Source organism: Streptomyces parvus, assembly GCF_032121415.1.
Taxonomy (GTDB): domain Bacteria; phylum Actinomycetota; class Actinomycetes; order Streptomycetales; family Streptomycetaceae; genus Streptomyces; species Streptomyces globisporus_A.
In genome coordinates this window covers 6002943-6018641 of the sequence record NZ_CP135079.1, presented here as the reverse complement: position 1 = coordinate 6018641, position 15699 = coordinate 6002943, and the positions used below count along the sequence as shown (strand labels likewise).

Sequence of the window (15699 nt, the reverse complement as noted above, 5' to 3'; positions counted from 1 at the left end):
TCAGCGAGGACGCGACGCCGGAACGGCAGAGCAGGACGGCGGATGACCGGTCGTGGGACCGGTGGTCCTGCGCGGAGGTCCGCGCACACCGGGAAGCGCGCCCCGGCGGCTGCCCGGTGCGTCGAAGGAGTCCTCGGCGACCTGCCGGCCACCGCCGCGCGGCTCGGCCGGCCCCGGCGGAGCGGGGGTCAGCACGTCGTGCGGCGGCGGTGGCGCGTGGAGGAGCAGGTACGCCCGGCCGGTGCCCGCCCGGGGGGCCTGTGCCGGATCGGCCGCCGCCCTGGGCTGCTCGTGCGTGGCCTGCGCCACGAGATGCCGGACGTCGTGTGCGATGCCGTGCCCGGCCTGATGCCGGACGTCGTGTGCGATGCCGTGCCCGGCCTGGTGCCGGGAGCCGAGTGCGCCGCTGTGGCAGGTGCGGTGCCGGGACGCCGGTGCGCTGTCATGCCCTGTGCGATGCCCGGTTCGGTGGATCCGGGGTGCGGCGGAGGGCGGGGCCTCGGCGACGGCGGCGGGCGCGAGGCTTCGGGTGGCCAGGGCTGCGGGCGCCGCCCCGTTCGCCGTGGCGGCACCGCCGACCAGGGTGAGGACGGCGAGGAGCAGCGTGACCAGCACGCACCGCACCCGGTGCGTGTGCGGCCGGGGCCGTCCCCGGTACGGCGTCACCTCGGGTGGCCGGATCGCTCGGGCGTCGGCCGGTGGCGGAGCACGGAGCTGAGGATCTGTCCGGCGCCGCGGACGACCGTGGTCGACGGGTCGTCGGCCAGGCGCACCCGGGTGCCGAGGCAGCGGGCGAGGTGCTCGGTGACGTCGGACCGCAGCGCGCCGCCGCCCGCGAGCACGGGGCCCTTGCGCAGGGCTCCCCGGATCGCGCCGTGCCGGTCGTGCCGCCACATGGACGTGATCATGTCGAGCACCGTGCGGCCGAGGACAGTGGGAAGCGTCGCAGGATCGAGGCCGTCGAGGTCGTCGAGTCCGCTCTCGGCCTGCCGGGCGTCGGCGACCAGGCCGCCCACGAGGAGGGTGACCTCGGTCAGCTCGGCTCCCAGGTCGACGACGAGAAGGGGGCCCGTCTCCCTCGGTCCCGCGTACGCGGCGGCGGCCCGGGCGCTGCTGAGGACCAGGACGCGCGTCGTCCCCAGCCCGGCGAGCAGGGCACGCGCGGCGGTGCGGTGTTCCGCGCCGGCGAGCACGGGGTGGCTGAGCACGATCACGCTGTCGCTGCGGTCGGGGCCCAGGGCCGCGTCGGCGATCCGGCCGAGCAGCCGGCCGCAGGACTCGGGGTCGACGATGCGCCCGCGACGGACGGGGCGCTCGGCACCCCCGTGGGGGCCCGAGCCGGGGAACGGTTCGAGGAGCAGCCCCCGGCCGGGCACCCAGGCCCGGGTGCGGGAGCTGCCGAGGTCCAGGGCCAGGCCCCGCGCGACCGGGGCGCCGTTCCCGGCGCCCTGGTGTTGACGCCGGTGCTGGTGATGCGTCCGGAAACCCCCTGGGGAGTCTCCGGAACGTCCCGCCCCGAACGCCCCGGCACCGCTTCCGTCACGAAGCGGTCCGGGGCCCTTCCCCCATGGGCCCGCCCCCGGGCGGAACGGCCCTCGCCGCTCGCCGGTTGCGGAAGTGATCGGGACGGTCGGAACAGGAGCACGACGGGGCGAGGAGAGGGCAGCGGCGCTCAGGGCCTGCACCCTCAGGGCGGGTCCGGACCACGGGGGGACGGCGCGACCCGGTCGCTGTCCGTCGTGCACAGAACGCATCGTCCCTCACCCCCGGCCGGCCGTCTCCGCCGCCCACGCACCCGTCGGCCCACTGATAGTGAGGCACGACCGAGCCCTCACTATGCAATACGGGGTGGTGGAACGCCACTTCCTCGCTGATTCACAGGCGCGCCGCCACACCGTCTGCGGCGGTCACCGGCTCAGGCGTCCTCCCCCGCCGCCAGGAACGCGCCGACCAGCTCCGCGAACTCCTCCGGCGCCGCGATCCGGATCCCCAGATCCTCCGCCTTGGTGCGCTTGGAGCCGGCCTTGTCCCCGGCGACCAGCAGGCTCGTGCGCTGCGAGACGCTGGAGGACGACTTGCCGCCGGCCCGCTCGATCAGCTCGTTCACCTGGTTGCGCGACAGCTTCTCCAGCGCTCCCGACATCGCGCCCGTCACCACCACGGTCATCCCCGCCAGGGGCAGGGCGGCGCCGGTGCCGACGGCGCCAGCGGTCTCGGAGTCCGCCCCGGCCGCCGCTTCCTCCTCCGTCCCGGGCTCCGGGGGCGGGGTGGCACCCGGCTCGGTCATCGTCACCCCGGCAGCGACGAGCTTGTCGATCAGCGGTGCCAGCTCCACCAGCTCGGCGACCACCGCTGCGGCCTTCTCCTTGCCGATGCCGTCCACCCGCTGGAGCGTCTCCACGTCCGCGGCGACGATCCGGTCCATCGTGGCGAAATACCGGGCGATCCGGCGTGACATGGAGCGCCCCGTACCCCGCACGCCCAAGGCGCAGAAGACCCGGGAGAGCGGCCGGGTGCGGGCGGTCTCGATGGCCGCCAGGAGATTGTCCGTGGAGGTCTCGCCCATCCGGTCCAGGGCGAGCAACTGCTCGCGCTCCAGGGTGAAGAGATCGGCGAAGTCCGCGACGAGACCCGCGTCGACGAGCTGGACGACCCGGGTGGAGCCGAGGCCTTCGATGTCCAGCTGATCGCGGCCCGCCGCATACGAGACGGAGGCGACGAGGCGGCAGTTGCGGCCTCGGGTGCAGCGCCAGCGCTGTTCGCTCGTGTCGATGTCGGAGCCGCACTGCGGGCAGCTCTCGGGGAAGTCGATCGGCGTCTCCTCGCCGGTGCGCAGGTGGACGACGGGGGCCTCGATGCGCGGGATGATGTCGCCGGCCTTGTAGACCATGACCTGGTCCCCCAGCCGCAGGTCGCGCCGGGTGATGTCGGCCGGGTTGTGCAGGGTGGCGTAACCGACGGTGGAGCCGTCGATCTCCACGGGCTCCAGGACGGCGCGCGGCGCGATGACGCCCGTCCGCCCGACGTTCCACTCGACGGCCAGCAGGCGGGTGATCTTCTCCACGGCGGGCAGCTTGTAGGCGATGGCCCAGCGGGGGGCGCGGGTGCCGGAGCCCGCCTCGCGCTGGTCGGCCGCCAGATCGGCCTTGATCACGATCCCGTCGATGCCGAACGGCAGCGCGGCGCGCAGCGAGCCTATGGCGTCCACCCGCGCCTGGACCTCCTCGACCGTGGCGGCCAGGACCGGCGCCACGTCGGTGCCCGCGGCCGTGTGCACGCCGAGGCCGGCGACGTACGACAGGACCTCGCTGTGGGGCAGTTCCGCCAGGGTCTCGCCCAGCTCCCCGGAATCGGGCAGCGGCAGCGCGCCGTAGGCGAAGAAGGTCGTCTCCACCCGGTAGGCGCGGTCCTTGGCGCGCAGGGTGCCGGCCGCCCCGTTGCGCGGGTTGGCGAAGGGGGCGCCGCCGTGTTCCGTACGGATCGCGTTGCCCTGGTCGAACTGGTCGTTCGTCATGAGGATCTCGCCACGCACCTCGATGGTGACCGGTTCGGCCAGCCGCTCCGGCAGTCCGACGACCGCGCCCGCCGCATGTGAGACGTCCTCGCCCGCAGTGCCGTCGCCCCGGGTGATGAGGCGCTCGAACCGGCCGTCGCGATAGCGCGCGGCGACCGCCAGGCCGTCGAGCTTCGGCTCGACGCTCCACGCGGTCACCGGTCTGCCGATGCGCCGCTCCAGCGAGGCGGTCCAGGTCACGAACTGCTCGGCCGAGAACACGTTGTCCAGCGAGAGCATGGGAACCGTGTGCGGCACGTCGCCGACGGCTGCCCCGCCCGCGACCTTGCCGGTCGGCGAGGCGGCGAGCACCTCCTTTGGATGATCCGCCTCGTACGCGGCTATACCGCGCGCCAGCCGGTCGTAGGCGTCGTCGTCCAACGCGCTCTCGCCCGTGGCGTAGTACGCGGCGGCGGCGACGGAGGCCTCTTCCACGGCGGCGGCGTAGGCGGCGGCATCGGCGAGCACAGCAGCTGAGTTCGTCATGGTCGCCATTCTTCCGCCCACCACTGACAACGGCCCGGATCGCCTTCTCGCCCCCCTGCTGGAAGAGCGCTCTCCTGCGCCTTCACGCACAACTAGCTCTCTATCATGCCGATTTACCGAGCCTGCGCGATCCCTTGACATGCACAGAAGGCACTTCTACGTTCCATTTGAGAGAGCGCTCTCTGATTTGCTCCAGGAACCCCCACTTCCCCGAACAGGAGTGCCGTGTTCTTCCGTCATCGACGCAACCCCGACCACCGCCGTCAACGATCCCTGCCGTCCTGGCGGTACAGAATCGCCGGGCTCGCCGCGGCCGCCCTCGCCCTCTCCTTCCTCCAGGCCAACGTCGGCAACGCCGCGGTCGAGCGCGCCGCCGCCGAAACCGCGCCGAAGGCCGCCGCGGATGTCGTGCGGGTGGCCGAGTTCCTCGCCGAGTGCCCCTACACCCACCGGCTCCCCGACGACCCGATCGTCTTCCCCGGGCTGCCGGGCGCCTCCCACATGCACAGCTTCTTCGGCAACGACACCACGCACGCCGGCTCCGACCTGGCCTCGTTGGAGAAGGGCCGTACGTCGTGCGCCCCCGACACCGACCTGTCGTCGTACTGGGTGCCCACCCTCTACGACGGCGACAGGGAGGTGGAGCCCACCGGGACCACCTTCTACTACCTGGGCGAGGGCGTGAGCGACGACGTCATACGCCGGATCAAGCCCTTCCCCCGGGGGCTGCGCATCGTGGCGGGCAACGCGAAGGCGGCCGGCCCCCAGGACAACACGATCGCCCGCTGGTCGTGCCTGCACGCCGGTGAGGTGAACCCCTCGCAGAACTTCGTGAACTGTCCGCCCGGCACGATGATGGAGTCCTACCTGGACTTCCCGCAGTGCTGGAACGGCACGGACCTCGACTCCCCCGACCACAAGAGCCACATGGCCTACCCGGTGAACGGCGGCTGCCCGTCCACCCATCCGGTGCCGGTGCCCAAGCTCCGGCAGGTGCTGCGCTACCCGGTGAACGGCGACCCGGCCCGCTTCCGGCTGGCGTCCGGGCCCGGCTACACCATGCACGGCGACTTCTTCAACGTATGGCCGGAGGAGGAGATGGCGCAGCGCGTCCGCGACTGCATCAACGCGATCGTCAAGTGCGGTTTCGACGGCAAGCCCTGACCACCCGTCACCAACGCGCCCGACCCACCCCCACGCACCACCGTGTCCGCCCCGGGGCGTCGGCTCCGGGGCGGATGCCCTCCCCCTCCCCGTACGAGGACACCCCATGAACCCCATCGACCTCCCGCTCCCACCGGTCAGCCGGGCCGCCGTCCTCGTCCTGCTCGGCGCACTGGCTCTCGGCGGCGCGGCCGGCTGTTCACCGGCGGATTCCGCGCCCCGTACGGCACAGGCGCGCAAGTCCCCACCGACCGGCGCCCCGGCCCCGGCCCCCACCTCCACTTCGACCGCCACCGATGCCGGTTGGGTCCAGCTGATGACCCCCATGAATCAGCAGGCGGTGAAGCTCCTGACCCTGGCAGCCGAGCGGGCGGCCGAACCGCGGGTGCGCGACTTCGCGATGCGGCTGCGCACCGGTCAGGAGGCCGAACTCGGCCGCCTGAGAATTCTGTTGACCCGCATGGGACTGCCCCGGACCGATGTGCACGCGGGGCACGACATGCCCGGCATGGTGACGGTACGGGACCTGGAGGCGGCCCGCGCCGCCGAGGGGCCCTCGTTCGACCGGCTCGTCCTCGCGCAGATCCGGGACCATCTGCGGCAGTCCGCACAGGTGTCGCGTTCGGAGATCACCTCGGGCGGCCGGGCGGACGCCCGCAAGCTGGCCGCCGCCCTCGTGACGGCGCGCGAGAGGTCCCTCGCCGAGCTGGAACGGCTGCCGGGCGCGGTGCGGGCCCTCGGCTGAACGGGGCGGCCTGCCTGCGGGTATAAAGGGCTGCATGACAGCCGAAGTGCCGCAGCCCGTACGCCCCACGACCTTGGAGGACGTGGCGGCCGTGGCCGGTGTGTCACGGGCGACGGTGTCCCGGGTGATCAACGGGGCGACCACGGTGGACCCGGCCCTGCGCAGCGTCGTCGAGCAGGCGGTGGCGACCACCGGCTATGTGCCCAACCGGGCCGCGCGCTCGCTGGTGACGCGGCGCACCGACTCGGTGGCCCTGGTGGTCTCCGAGCGGGAACGGCGGCCGATGTCCGAGCCGTTCGTCGGCCGGATGTTCTCCGACCCGTACTTCGGGCGGGTCGTCAGCGGACTGCTGGAGGTGCTGCGCCCGGCGGGGATCCAGATGGTCGTGATGCTGGCCGACGACGAGGCGTCCCGCAGCCAGTTGCTCTCCTATCTGCGGCACGGCCACGTCGACGGGGTCGTGCTGATCACGACGCACGCCGACGACCCGCTGCCCGGGCTGCTCCAGGAGACCCGGATGCCCGCCGTCCTCGCGGGCCGTCCGCACAAGCCGTCGCCGCTGGCCTATGTGGAGGTGGACCAGCACGCCGGAGCGCGGCTGGCGGCCGATCACCTGGCCGCGCAGGGGCGGCGGCGCATCGGCACGATCACGGGCCCCCAGGACATGCCTGCCGGGCAGGTGCGGCTGACCGGATTCCTGGAGGCCTGCGCCGCCCATGGCATCGAGGACGTGGCCTGCGCCGAGGGGGACTTCACGCATCTGGGCGGGGCGGCGGCGATGCGCCGGCTGCTGGCGGACCGCCCGGATCTGGACGGCGTGTTCATCGCCTCCGACCTCATGGCGCTGGGGGCCCTGCCCGTGCTGCTCCGGGCCGGCCGCGACGTGCCGTCCGACGTCGCGGTGGTCGGCTTCGACGACAGCAGCGCCGCCGCTGCGTGCGACCCGCCGCTGACCACGGTCCGGCAGCCGGTGGAGGAGATGGCGGCGGAGATGGCCCGGTTGCTGCTGAAGCAGATCGGCGAGCCGGGCGGCCCGTCGCCCTCGGTGCTCTTCCCGGCGGCGCTGGTACGGCGGCAGTCGGCCTGAGCCGCAGGGGCCCCGGAGTGCCCAGCCGTCGGCCCGAGCGTGGCTGCTGATCGGTCAGGCGGTCGTATCCGGCCTGACCGGCACCGGGGTCGCCGTCGTCCCAGACCTCCCCTGCGCCGGGGTCCCCGCCGTCCCAGACCTCCCCTGCGCCGGGGTCCCCGCCGCTTTCAGCCCGTTCCGCACCGGCGTCTCCGTCGGCGCGGGAGTCTCTGCCGGCGTCGGGGGCTTCGCCGCAACCGGAGCGTCTGCCGGGGCCGGAGTGTCTGCCGGGAACGGCTCGTCCGCCAGGTCGGCCCCGGCGAAGCCCTCGGCACGCACCGGGACCTGGGGGCCCGAGGACTCCTGGAGCCAGCGGGTGAGCACCCGGTGGACCGCCTCGGCGCCCACCAGACCGCCGCCCGGCGGCGGAGGCGCGCCCTCCGCGGTCTCGGCGGCCACGACGTCGAGCGGGTCCGTGAGGCCGCGCGGCCAGAGCAGGAACGGCCGGGACTGTTCGCCGCCGAGACCGCCGTGCGAGCCGATCTGCTCCTCGAAGGCGTGCACGGTGCCCGTGGCGGGGTCGTACATGGAGTTGACCATGACGTCGGCGACGTGCGGGAAGGTGTCCGTACGGCGCACGGCGTCGGCCGCCCCGATGCCCAAGTCCGCGAGCGGGCCCTCGTCGTCCGTCAGTTCGGCGACCGGGACCTCGGCGCCGCCGCGCCCGAGCACCACGGAGCCGTCCTCCCCGCCGACGAGGAGGAAGCCGATCCCCGGGTGGTTGGCGAGCGTGGAGAGCAGCGCCGGGTGGCGGCGCTCGATCTGCTCGCGAGTGGCGCGGCCCTCGATGTCGGGGAAGGAGATCAGCCCGAGGTTTCCGGAGGCCAGCACGATGGGGTCGGAGAGCTTGGCCGGGTGCTCGTCCTGCTGCCCCTCGACGGGGCGGTGCAGCGCGATGCGCACCGCGTCACGGGCCTCGGAGCCGCTGCGGGTGCGCTGGGCGCGGCGGGGCACGGGCAGCCCGCAGCCCGCCCGGACGAGGTCCTTCAGCGTGAGCCCGTACTTCCCCGCGAAGGTCTCCCCGGGGCTCTGGCCGTGGTCGGACAGGAGCACGATCCGGTAGGCGCGCGGAGTGTGGTCGGCGATCTTGGCGATCAGGGCGAGGGAGCGGTCGAGGCGTACGAGGACCCTCTCGGCGTCACGGCTGCGGGGCCCCGAGTGGTGGGCGACCTCGTCGTAGGCGACGAGGTCGGCGTAGACGGCGGTGCGTCCGGCGAACATGTCGCCGAGGACGGCGGCGACGACCACATCGCGCTCCACGACGGTGGCGAAGGCGCGGATGAAGGGGTAGAGCCCGCCGCGCTTGACCCGGGGGGTGGCCCTGCGGGCGCGGGCCCGGGACGACTGGCCGATCTCCCGGAGGACCTCGGCGACGAAGGAGAGGGCGGTGCGGGTGGCGTTGGCCGGGTCGGAGAAGTAGGCGAAGTATCCGGCGCGGGAGCGGCGGCCCTTGCCGCGCCGGGCGGCCATGGAGAGCACCAGGGCGAGCTGTCCGGCGCCGCCGCTGAAGAGGTTCCCCCGGCTCGCCCCGTCGACGGTGAGAAGGCCGCCGTCGTGGGTGCGCCGGATGGCCCGCCGCTGCATTTCGAGAGCGCTCGCGGGGCGGCTGGAGACCATGACGGTGCGGGTCTCCTTCTCGTACCAGCGGAACGCGGGCACGTCGTGGTTGCTGCCGTGCAGGAGGGCGAGCTGGCTGGCGCCGGTCTGGCTGGACCAGTCGGTACGCCAGGGGGTGAGGCGGTGTCCTGAGGAGTCGGCGAGCCATGCGGCGACGGTCGGCATGAGCCCGTCGGCCGCCGCCTTGACCAGCACGTCGTGGCCGACTCCGTCGAGCTGGAGGAAGACCGTGCCGGGCGGTCCGTCGCGGCCGGGTTCGGCCGGGTCCGGCGATCTGCCGCGTCTGCGCCGCCGGTCGGCGAGCCGGGACAGCCGGCGGCGGTAGGCCTCGTCGTCGCGGACGGCGAGGGCGGTGGAGGTGGCGGAGGCGACGGCGGACATCACGGCGGCGACGACGACCGCGGTCTCCGGCGCGGCGTCACCGCGTCCGTCCGGGATCAGGCGCAGCGCTATCAGCAGCAGCGAGCCGTTGAGGAAGAAGACCAGCGCACCGAGGACCAGGGCGGGCACGACGAGCAGGGACCGGACGAGGACGGGCCACACCAGGGCGGAGAGCAGGCCGAACGCACCCGCGCCCCAGGCCGCGGTGAACGCCGTCTTGGTGATCGTGTCGCCGTCGTCGGACTGGAGCTGGAAGTCGGGCAGGGCGCCGGCCAGCACGAGCATGGTGAGGGTGGACACCGCCCAGACCGCGATCACCCGCATCAGGGCCCTGCCCGCCGTACGCCACTTCCCGTCACCCACGCCGGTCCACCTCACGCCCTCTCCGCTCCCGGGCCCGGTGCGTCCGGGCCCGCCCTTCAGCTTTTCACAGCGTCGCTCCCGGTCAGCGGCTTCGGCGACAGGCCCAAGGCTCGGCGCGACGGTGCGGGGGGCGCATAGGCTCGTTCCGGCAGCGCACCCGGGCACGGCCCACGCGGGCAGAACACCGGGTGGCGCGGATCGGACGGGGCAGGATGAGGACCGACCGGGGCCGGCCAGGAACCGGACGGGGACCGAGCGAGGAGGCGGACGTGCCGGTGGAGGTCACCTGGTGGGGTCATGCCACCTGCACGATCGAGGACTCGGGGGTGCGGGTGCTGACCGACCCCCTGTTCGTACGCCGCTTCGCGCATCTGCGCCGGCGCCGGGGCGAGGTGCCGCCGCCGGAGGCCGCGGTCGCCGAGGTGGTGCTGGTCTCCCATCTGCACTCCGACCATCTGCATCTGCCGTCGCTGGCCCGGCTGGCTCCCGGCAGCCGGCTGATCGTGCCGAGCGGTGCGGTGGCGGCCGTGCCGGGGCTGCGGATGCTGCGGCGGGTGCGGCAGTTGCACGTCACCGAGGTGCGGCCGGGTGACACGGTGCGGATCGGGGAGGTGCGGGTGCGGGCGGTTCCCGCGCTGCACGACGGGCGGCGGCTGCCGGTCGGCCCGCACCGGTCGCCCGCGCTCGGCTACGTCGTCGAGGGCGAGGCCCGGACGTACTTCGCCGGGGACACCGGGCTCTTCGACACGATGGCCGACGCGGTGGGTCGGGTGGATGTGGCGCTGCTGCCGGTGGGCGGGTGGGGACCCTATCTGGGGCACAGCCATCTGGACCCGGTCCGTGCCGCCGAGGCGCTGGCCCGGCTCGCGCCCCGGGCGGCGGTGCCGGTGCACTACGGGACGTACTGGCCGATCGGCCTGGACGCGGTGCGCCCGCACGAGTTCCACGCACCGGGCGACGAGTTCGTACGGCACGCGGCGCAGCGGGCGCCCGAGGTGGCCGTGCACCTGCTGGGGCACGGCGAGCGGGTCAGACCGGAGGCCGGCCGGTGATCCAGGAGATCCAGCAGGTGGTGCGGGAGCTGCCCACCGAGTCGGCCCAGCAGGCGATCGGCTATCCGACGCTGTTCGCCCTGGTGGCGCTGGGGTCTCTGGTGCCCGTGGTGCCGACCGGGGCGCTGGTGAGTTCGGCGGCGGTGGTGGCCTTCCACCAGACGTCGCCGCTCGCCCTGCTCTTCGTGTTCCTGGTGGCGTCGGCCGCCGCGTTCCTCGGGGACGTCTGTCTGTACTGGCTGGGGCAGCGCGGGGTGCGGTCGAAGAACGGCTCGAAGTGGCTGGAGGCGATAACCCGCCGGGCCGCGCCGGAGCGGCTGGCCCAGGCGCAGGAGAAGCTGGCGGAGCACGGCGGGACGGTGCTGGTGCTGTCCCGGCTGGTGCCGGCCGGGCGGATCCCGGTGATGCTGGCGTGTCTGCTGGGCCGGATGCCGCTGCGGCAGTTCGCCCGGGGCGATGTTCCGGCGTGTCTGGCGTGGGCGGCGACGTACCAGCTGATCGGGATCCTGGGCGGTTCGCTGTTCCCGGAGCCGTGGCAGGGAGTGGTCGCGGCGGTCGCCCTGACGCTGCTGATCAGCGGGGCACCGGCGGTGTGGCGGAGGCTGCGGGCGCGGTTTCGCCCCGCGTCTTCGTAGCCGTCCTCGGCGGCCGTACTCACCGCAGTGCGGCGAAGACCGCCGCGAAGCCGTCCAGTGCCCGCGCCACGTGCGGGAGTTCCAGGGGCTTCGCCGCGACGAGGGACTCCGTCTGCTGCTGCGGCGTCGCCCCCAGCAGCGGACCGGTGCCCAGGCGTACGCGCAGGGCGCCCAGCTCGTCCCCGAAGCGGTGCCCGCCCGGGGCAGGGGCGCCGAGCCGGTCGGTGAGGTACTCCTCCAGCTCCATGGAGTCCGTGACGCCCAGGTCCGCCAGCCGGGAGCGGAGGGGGCCGAGGTCGGCGTAGAGGTGGCGGCCCGCCTGCGGGGGGCGGGCCAGCGCGCCGGAGCCGAGGACCGCGCGGTGGGCGGCTGCGGCGACCTCGGTCTGGAGCGCGGCGGCCCGCCGGATCCGGTCGCGTACGGAGTCGGGCTCGCCCAGGGCGTGGGCGGCGGCGTGGGCGACCGGACCGGCGACGAGGGCGCCGAGTGCGGTGAGGATGTCCAGGGTTCGGGCGTGCCGGACGGCGGCGCGGGGGGTATCGGGGAAGCGGGCGACGGCGACCGGCCAGGCGGCGGGTACGAGGGCCCCGGACAGGTCGGCGATCACCGTCACGTCGTCCGGGCACATCTCGGCCGGGCTGAGCAGGACGGTGTCGTGCGGGCGGTGCACGGTGTCGCGCCAGGTCTCGTCGCTGACGATGTGCAGTCCCTCGTCGACGGCCGCCTCGCAGGCCTCGCGGACCAGCTCGGGCGGGGCGACGGTGGCGGTGGGGTCGTCCACGACGGACAGGAGCAGCAGTTTCGGCCGCCCGCCCTCCGCACGGATCCGGCGGACGGTCTCCAGCAGGGCGTACGGGTCGGGGATGCCGCCGCATTCGGCCGGGGTGGGCACATGGTAGGCGGGGCGGCCCAGCAGCCGGGCCTGCGGCATCCAGGCGGCGGGGCAGGGGCGCGGCATGAGGACGTCCCCGCCGTGTGCGCCGATGAGGGCCAGCAGGAGCGGCTGGGCCCCGGGTGCGGCGGCGATCCCGCCCGCCACCCCGTGCAGCCCACGCCGGTCCCAGTAGCCCCGGGCCGCCTCACGCAGGTCCGGCCCGCCACCGGGGGGCTCGGGGCGGGTACGGGCGGAGGCCTCGGCGAGCACGGCGGCCAGCTCAGGGAGGACCGGCAGGCCGGGGTCGGGGGCGGGCGGCCCGTAACGGACGGGGCCGTGATCCTCGTGCGTGGGGGCGGCCGGCCGACCGGGCTCGGGGGCCGGGTCGTCCTGGGCGCGGGCGGCCCGGTCATCTGGCCGGCGGGGCCGGCCCTCCTGCGCGCGGGCCGGGTCCTGCCCGGCGGCCCGCTCCCCCGCCGGGCCGGGGTCGTCGGTCCCCTGCATCCGGGCCTCCTCCGCCGCTCGTCGCTCCGCGTCTCCACGCCTTCGCGTCCCGCCCCGCCCCGCCGGACTCGCCCGGTGCCCGGGGTCCGGCTGCCCGGGCAGACGGCCGCTGGCTTCTTTATACGGAGGTTCCGGGCGTCCCGCCCGCCCAATCGACCGCCCGCGCCAGGGGTGTCACCGCCTCGGCTGCTCCGCCGGCCGGTGGTGGCCCGTGGCCGGAGTCTCAGCGCGCCTGCTGGTTCAGCGCGGCCCGGACGGGTATTCGCTGACCCATGTCCACACCGAGAACCTCACCCACCGCCTCCTCCGCTCCCGCCGTCGCCCGGCTGCGCGGCTGGCTGCAGGGGCGCGACCTGGCCGTTTTCCGGAGCGTCGCGGACCGGCACTGGCCGGGGGCCGATCCGTTGCTGCCCCGGCTGAGCCGGAGCGCCAACCACGGGCTGCTCTGGTTCGGGACGGCGGCCGGGATCGCGGCCCTCGGCAGCAGCGCGCGTTCGCGTCGGGCCGCGCTGCGCGGGGTGGCGTCCCTCGCCGTGGCCTCGGTGGCGATCAACACGGTCGGCAAGGGCGCGGTGCGCCGTGACCGGCCGATACTGGACGCGGTGCCGGTGATGCGGCAGCTCAAGCGGCAGCCGGTCACCACCTCCTTCCCCTCCGGCCACGCCGCGTCGGCGGCCGCCTTCGCCACCGGGGTGGCCCTGGAGTCCAAGGGCTGGGGCGCGGTCGTGGCCCCGGTCGCGGCGGCCGTGGCGGCCTCCCGCGTCTACACCGGGGTCCACTACCCGAGCGATGTGCTCGCGGGTGCGGCGCTCGGCATAGGAGCCGCGTTCGCCCTGCGCGGGGTCGTCCCCACCCGGGGCCAGCTCCCCGCGCCCGGCCGGCCGCCGGGCGAGGCCCCGGCGCTGCCCGCCGGCAAGGATCTCGTCGTGGTGGTGAACCGGGCGTCCGGTACGGCCACCGCGACCGCGTCGTTGGTGCGCGAGGCGCTGCCGATGGCGACCGTCATGGAGGTCGCACCCGCCGATCTGCCGGCGGCCTTCGACGAGGCGGCCGGCCGCGGCCGGGCCCTGGGCGTCTGCGGCGGCGACGGCACGGTGAACCTGGCGGCCTCCGTCGCCGCGACGCACGGGATGCCCCTGGCGGTCTTCCCCGGCGGCACGCTCAACCACTTCGCCTACGACCTGGGCATCGAGACCGTCCACGAAACCGCCGCCGCCCTCACCGCGGGCGACGCCATCCGCGTGGACCTCGGCCGCTTCCGGCCGGGTCCCAGGGGGGCGGAGGGAGCCGACGGGTACTTCCTCAACGCCTTCTCGCTGGGCGCCTATCCGGAACTGGTGCGCACCCGCGAACACTGGTCGCCGCGGATCGGCGGCTGGCCCGCGGGCGTGCTCGCGGCGTTCCACGTGCTGCGCGGCCAGCGACCGCTGGAGGCGGAGTTCCAGGGCCGCAGGCGTCCCTTGTGGCTGGTCTTCGTCGGCAACGGGTTGTTCCGGCGGCTGGGCCCCGCCCCGGGCCGCCGCCACAACCTGGCCGACGGACTGCTGGACGTCCGGGTGGTGCACGGCGGGCGGGGGCCCGCGCTGCGCCTGCTGGCGGCGGCGGTGGCGGGACCGCTGACCCGCTCCCCCGCCCATGCCGCCGTCCGGCGGCGCCGGGTGCGGATCGGCGGACTCGCGCCCGGGACTCCGTACGCGTACGACGGCGAGGTGGCCCACTCGGGAACGGAGCTGGTGATCGACAAGCTGCCGGAAGCGCTGACGGTCTACTGCCCGATGCAGGTCTGACACTCCAGGAGCGCAAGTCCGCATAGCAAGACGCCTATCTCACCATCCGACATGACGGCGTACGGTGGTTCCGTCACCGCGCCCGTCGGCGCGGGGCTTCCGGGAGAGGGAGAGGGCGTCACGTCATGCCGAAGGACACCGCCGTGTACACGCACGGACACCACGAGTCGGTCCTGCGCTCGCACCGCTGGCGGACCGCCGCCAACTCGGCCGCCTACCTCCTCGGCGAACTCCGCCCCGGTCTGGCCGTGCTGGACGTCGGCTGCGGCCCCGGGACCATCACCGCCGATCTGGCCGCGTTGGTCGCACCGGGCCGGGTCACCGCGGTGGACGCCAGCAGTGGCGTGCTCGACCAGGCCGCCGCGGTGGTGGCCGAACGGGGCCTGGAGAACGTCGAGTTCGCCGTGGCCGACGTGCACGCCCTGGAGTTCGCCGACGACTCCTTCGACGTGGTCCACGCCCACCAGGTGCTCCAGCACGTGGGCGACCCGGTCCGGGCGCTGCGCGAGATGCGGCGGGTCTGCCGGCCCGGCGGCGTGGTCGCGGCCCGCGACAGCGACTACGCGGCGATGACCTGGTATCCGGAGACCCCCGGCCTCGACGTGTGGCAGGAGGTGTACGGGCGGGTGGCCCGTGGCAACGGCGGCGAGCCCGACGCCGGCCGCCGCCTCCTCTCCTGGGCCCGGCAGGCCGGGTTCACCGACATCGCCCCGACCGCGGCCGCCTGGTGTTTCGCCACCCCGGAGAGCCGCGCCTGGTGGAGCGGCCTGTGGGCGGACCGTACGACGGACTCCGTCTACGCCGAGCTGGCGGTGGCGGGCGGCCACGCGAGCGCCGAGCAGCTCACGGAGATCTCCGGGGCGTGGCGCTCCTGGGGCGGGGAGGACGACGGCTGGTTCATGGTCCCCCACGGTGAGGTGCTGTGCCGGGTGTGAGGTGAAGCGGGGCTCCGGCCCGCCCGGAATCGATCACACCGGTCGCGGCCGCCAACTACCCTCGTACGCATGGAGATCCTCGGAGCCACGCTGCGTATCTGCGTCGACGACCTGGAGGCCGCGGTGGCCTTCTACGAAGGGCTGACCGGCACGTCGGCACTGCGCTTCGAGCGCGGTGGGGTGTCGGTGGCCGCGATCGGCTGCTTCCTGCTGATGAGCGGGCCGGAGTCGGAGCTGGAGGTGCTGCGCAAGGTGGGGGCGACCATCGCAGTCAAGGACGTCGACGAGGCGAACGAGGCGCTGACCCGGGCGGGCGCACGCGTCATCGCGGGACCGGTGCCGACCCCGGCGGGCCGCAACCTCATCGCACTCCACCCGGACGGCTCGGTCTTCGAATACGTGGACCGCAACATCACCGTCTGACCGGCCGCCGCTACCTTCGCCGCGCCCAGGAGCCGCCGCCTGCCACCGTGACGC

13 protein-coding genes are annotated in these 15699 nt (G+C 74.6%); 8 read left to right on the top strand and 5 right to left on the bottom strand.

What is annotated here, in order from left to right:
* The 3 genes from RNL97_RS28050 to ligA form a co-directional block, all read right to left on the bottom strand.
* Positions 1-615 (bottom strand): hypothetical protein, encoded by a 615-nt coding sequence (locus tag RNL97_RS28050; RefSeq protein ID WP_243315801.1) that lies wholly within the window; start codon positions 613-615, stop codon positions 1-3.
* 47 nt (positions 616-662) lie between these two features.
* Positions 663-1376, bottom strand: a complete 714-nt coding sequence (locus tag RNL97_RS28045) for a rod shape-determining protein (protein WP_243315800.1) — start codon at positions 1374-1376, stop codon at positions 663-665.
* A 539-nt stretch (positions 1377-1915) separates the two neighbouring features.
* Complete coding sequence (gene ligA, locus RNL97_RS28040) at positions 1916-4039, bottom strand: NAD-dependent DNA ligase LigA (protein WP_313751342.1); 2124 nt, start codon at positions 4037-4039, stop codon at positions 1916-1918.
* A 225-nt stretch (positions 4040-4264) separates the two neighbouring features.
* Between ligA and RNL97_RS28035 the strand changes: the two genes are divergently transcribed.
* The 3 genes from RNL97_RS28035 (at position 4265) to RNL97_RS28025 (ending at position 7035) form a co-directional block, all read left to right on the top strand.
* On the top strand, positions 4265-5203 hold the full coding sequence (locus RNL97_RS28035) for a DUF1996 domain-containing protein (RefSeq protein WP_313751341.1): 939 nt from the start codon (positions 4265-4267) through the stop codon (positions 5201-5203).
* A gap of 106 nt (positions 5204-5309) precedes the next feature.
* Positions 5310-5948, top strand: a complete 639-nt coding sequence (locus RNL97_RS28030) for a DUF305 domain-containing protein (RefSeq protein WP_030582835.1) — start codon at positions 5310-5312, stop codon at positions 5946-5948.
* A 34-nt stretch (positions 5949-5982) separates the two neighbouring features.
* Positions 5983-7035 carry a LacI family DNA-binding transcriptional regulator gene (locus RNL97_RS28025; protein WP_030582838.1) on the top strand — a complete coding sequence of 351 codons (1053 nt, stop codon included), beginning with the start codon at positions 5983-5985 and terminating at the stop codon, positions 7033-7035.
* A gap of 54 nt (positions 7036-7089) precedes the next feature.
* On the opposite strand, the gene RNL97_RS28020 is transcribed toward RNL97_RS28025, so the two are convergent.
* Positions 7090-9435 (bottom strand): phage holin family protein, encoded by a 2346-nt coding sequence (locus RNL97_RS28020; RefSeq protein WP_313751340.1) that lies wholly within the window; start codon positions 9433-9435, stop codon positions 7090-7092.
* Between the two features lie 269 nt (positions 9436-9704).
* Between RNL97_RS28020 and RNL97_RS28015 the strand changes: the two genes are divergently transcribed.
* Positions 9705-10487 carry an MBL fold metallo-hydrolase gene (locus RNL97_RS28015; RefSeq protein ID WP_243315791.1) on the top strand — a complete coding sequence of 261 codons (783 nt, stop codon included), beginning with the start codon at positions 9705-9707 and terminating at the stop codon, positions 10485-10487.
* Positions 10484-11122, top strand: coding sequence for a DedA family protein (locus RNL97_RS28010; RefSeq protein ID WP_243315789.1), 639 nt, complete (start codon positions 10484-10486; stop codon positions 11120-11122). The genes RNL97_RS28015 and RNL97_RS28010 overlap by 4 nt, the downstream gene beginning before the upstream one ends.
* Positions 11123-11141: 19 nt before the next feature.
* On the opposite strand, the gene RNL97_RS28005 is transcribed toward RNL97_RS28010, so the two are convergent.
* Entirely contained in the window at positions 11142-12500 is a 1359-nt protein-coding gene (locus RNL97_RS28005; RefSeq protein ID WP_243315787.1) for an aminotransferase class I/II-fold pyridoxal phosphate-dependent enzyme, read from the bottom strand.
* A gap of 272 nt (positions 12501-12772) precedes the next feature.
* Here RNL97_RS28005 and RNL97_RS28000 point away from each other — a divergent pair, with 272 nt between their 5' ends.
* The 3 genes from RNL97_RS28000 to RNL97_RS27990 all read left to right on the top strand — a co-directional run bounded on the left by RNL97_RS28000 (position 12773) and on the right by RNL97_RS27990 (position 15645).
* A complete protein-coding gene (locus RNL97_RS28000; RefSeq protein ID WP_243315785.1) occupies positions 12773-14287 on the top strand; it encodes a bifunctional phosphatase PAP2/diacylglycerol kinase family protein in 1515 nt (504 codons plus the stop codon).
* Between the two features lie 125 nt (positions 14288-14412).
* Positions 14413-15222, top strand: a complete 810-nt coding sequence (locus RNL97_RS27995; RefSeq protein ID WP_313751339.1) for a methyltransferase domain-containing protein — start codon at positions 14413-14415, stop codon at positions 15220-15222.
* Positions 15223-15291: 69 nt separating this feature from the next.
* A complete protein-coding gene (locus tag RNL97_RS27990; RefSeq protein WP_243315782.1) occupies positions 15292-15645 on the top strand; it encodes a VOC family protein in 354 nt (117 codons plus the stop codon).
* The last annotated feature ends 54 nt before the right edge of the window (positions 15646-15699 follow it).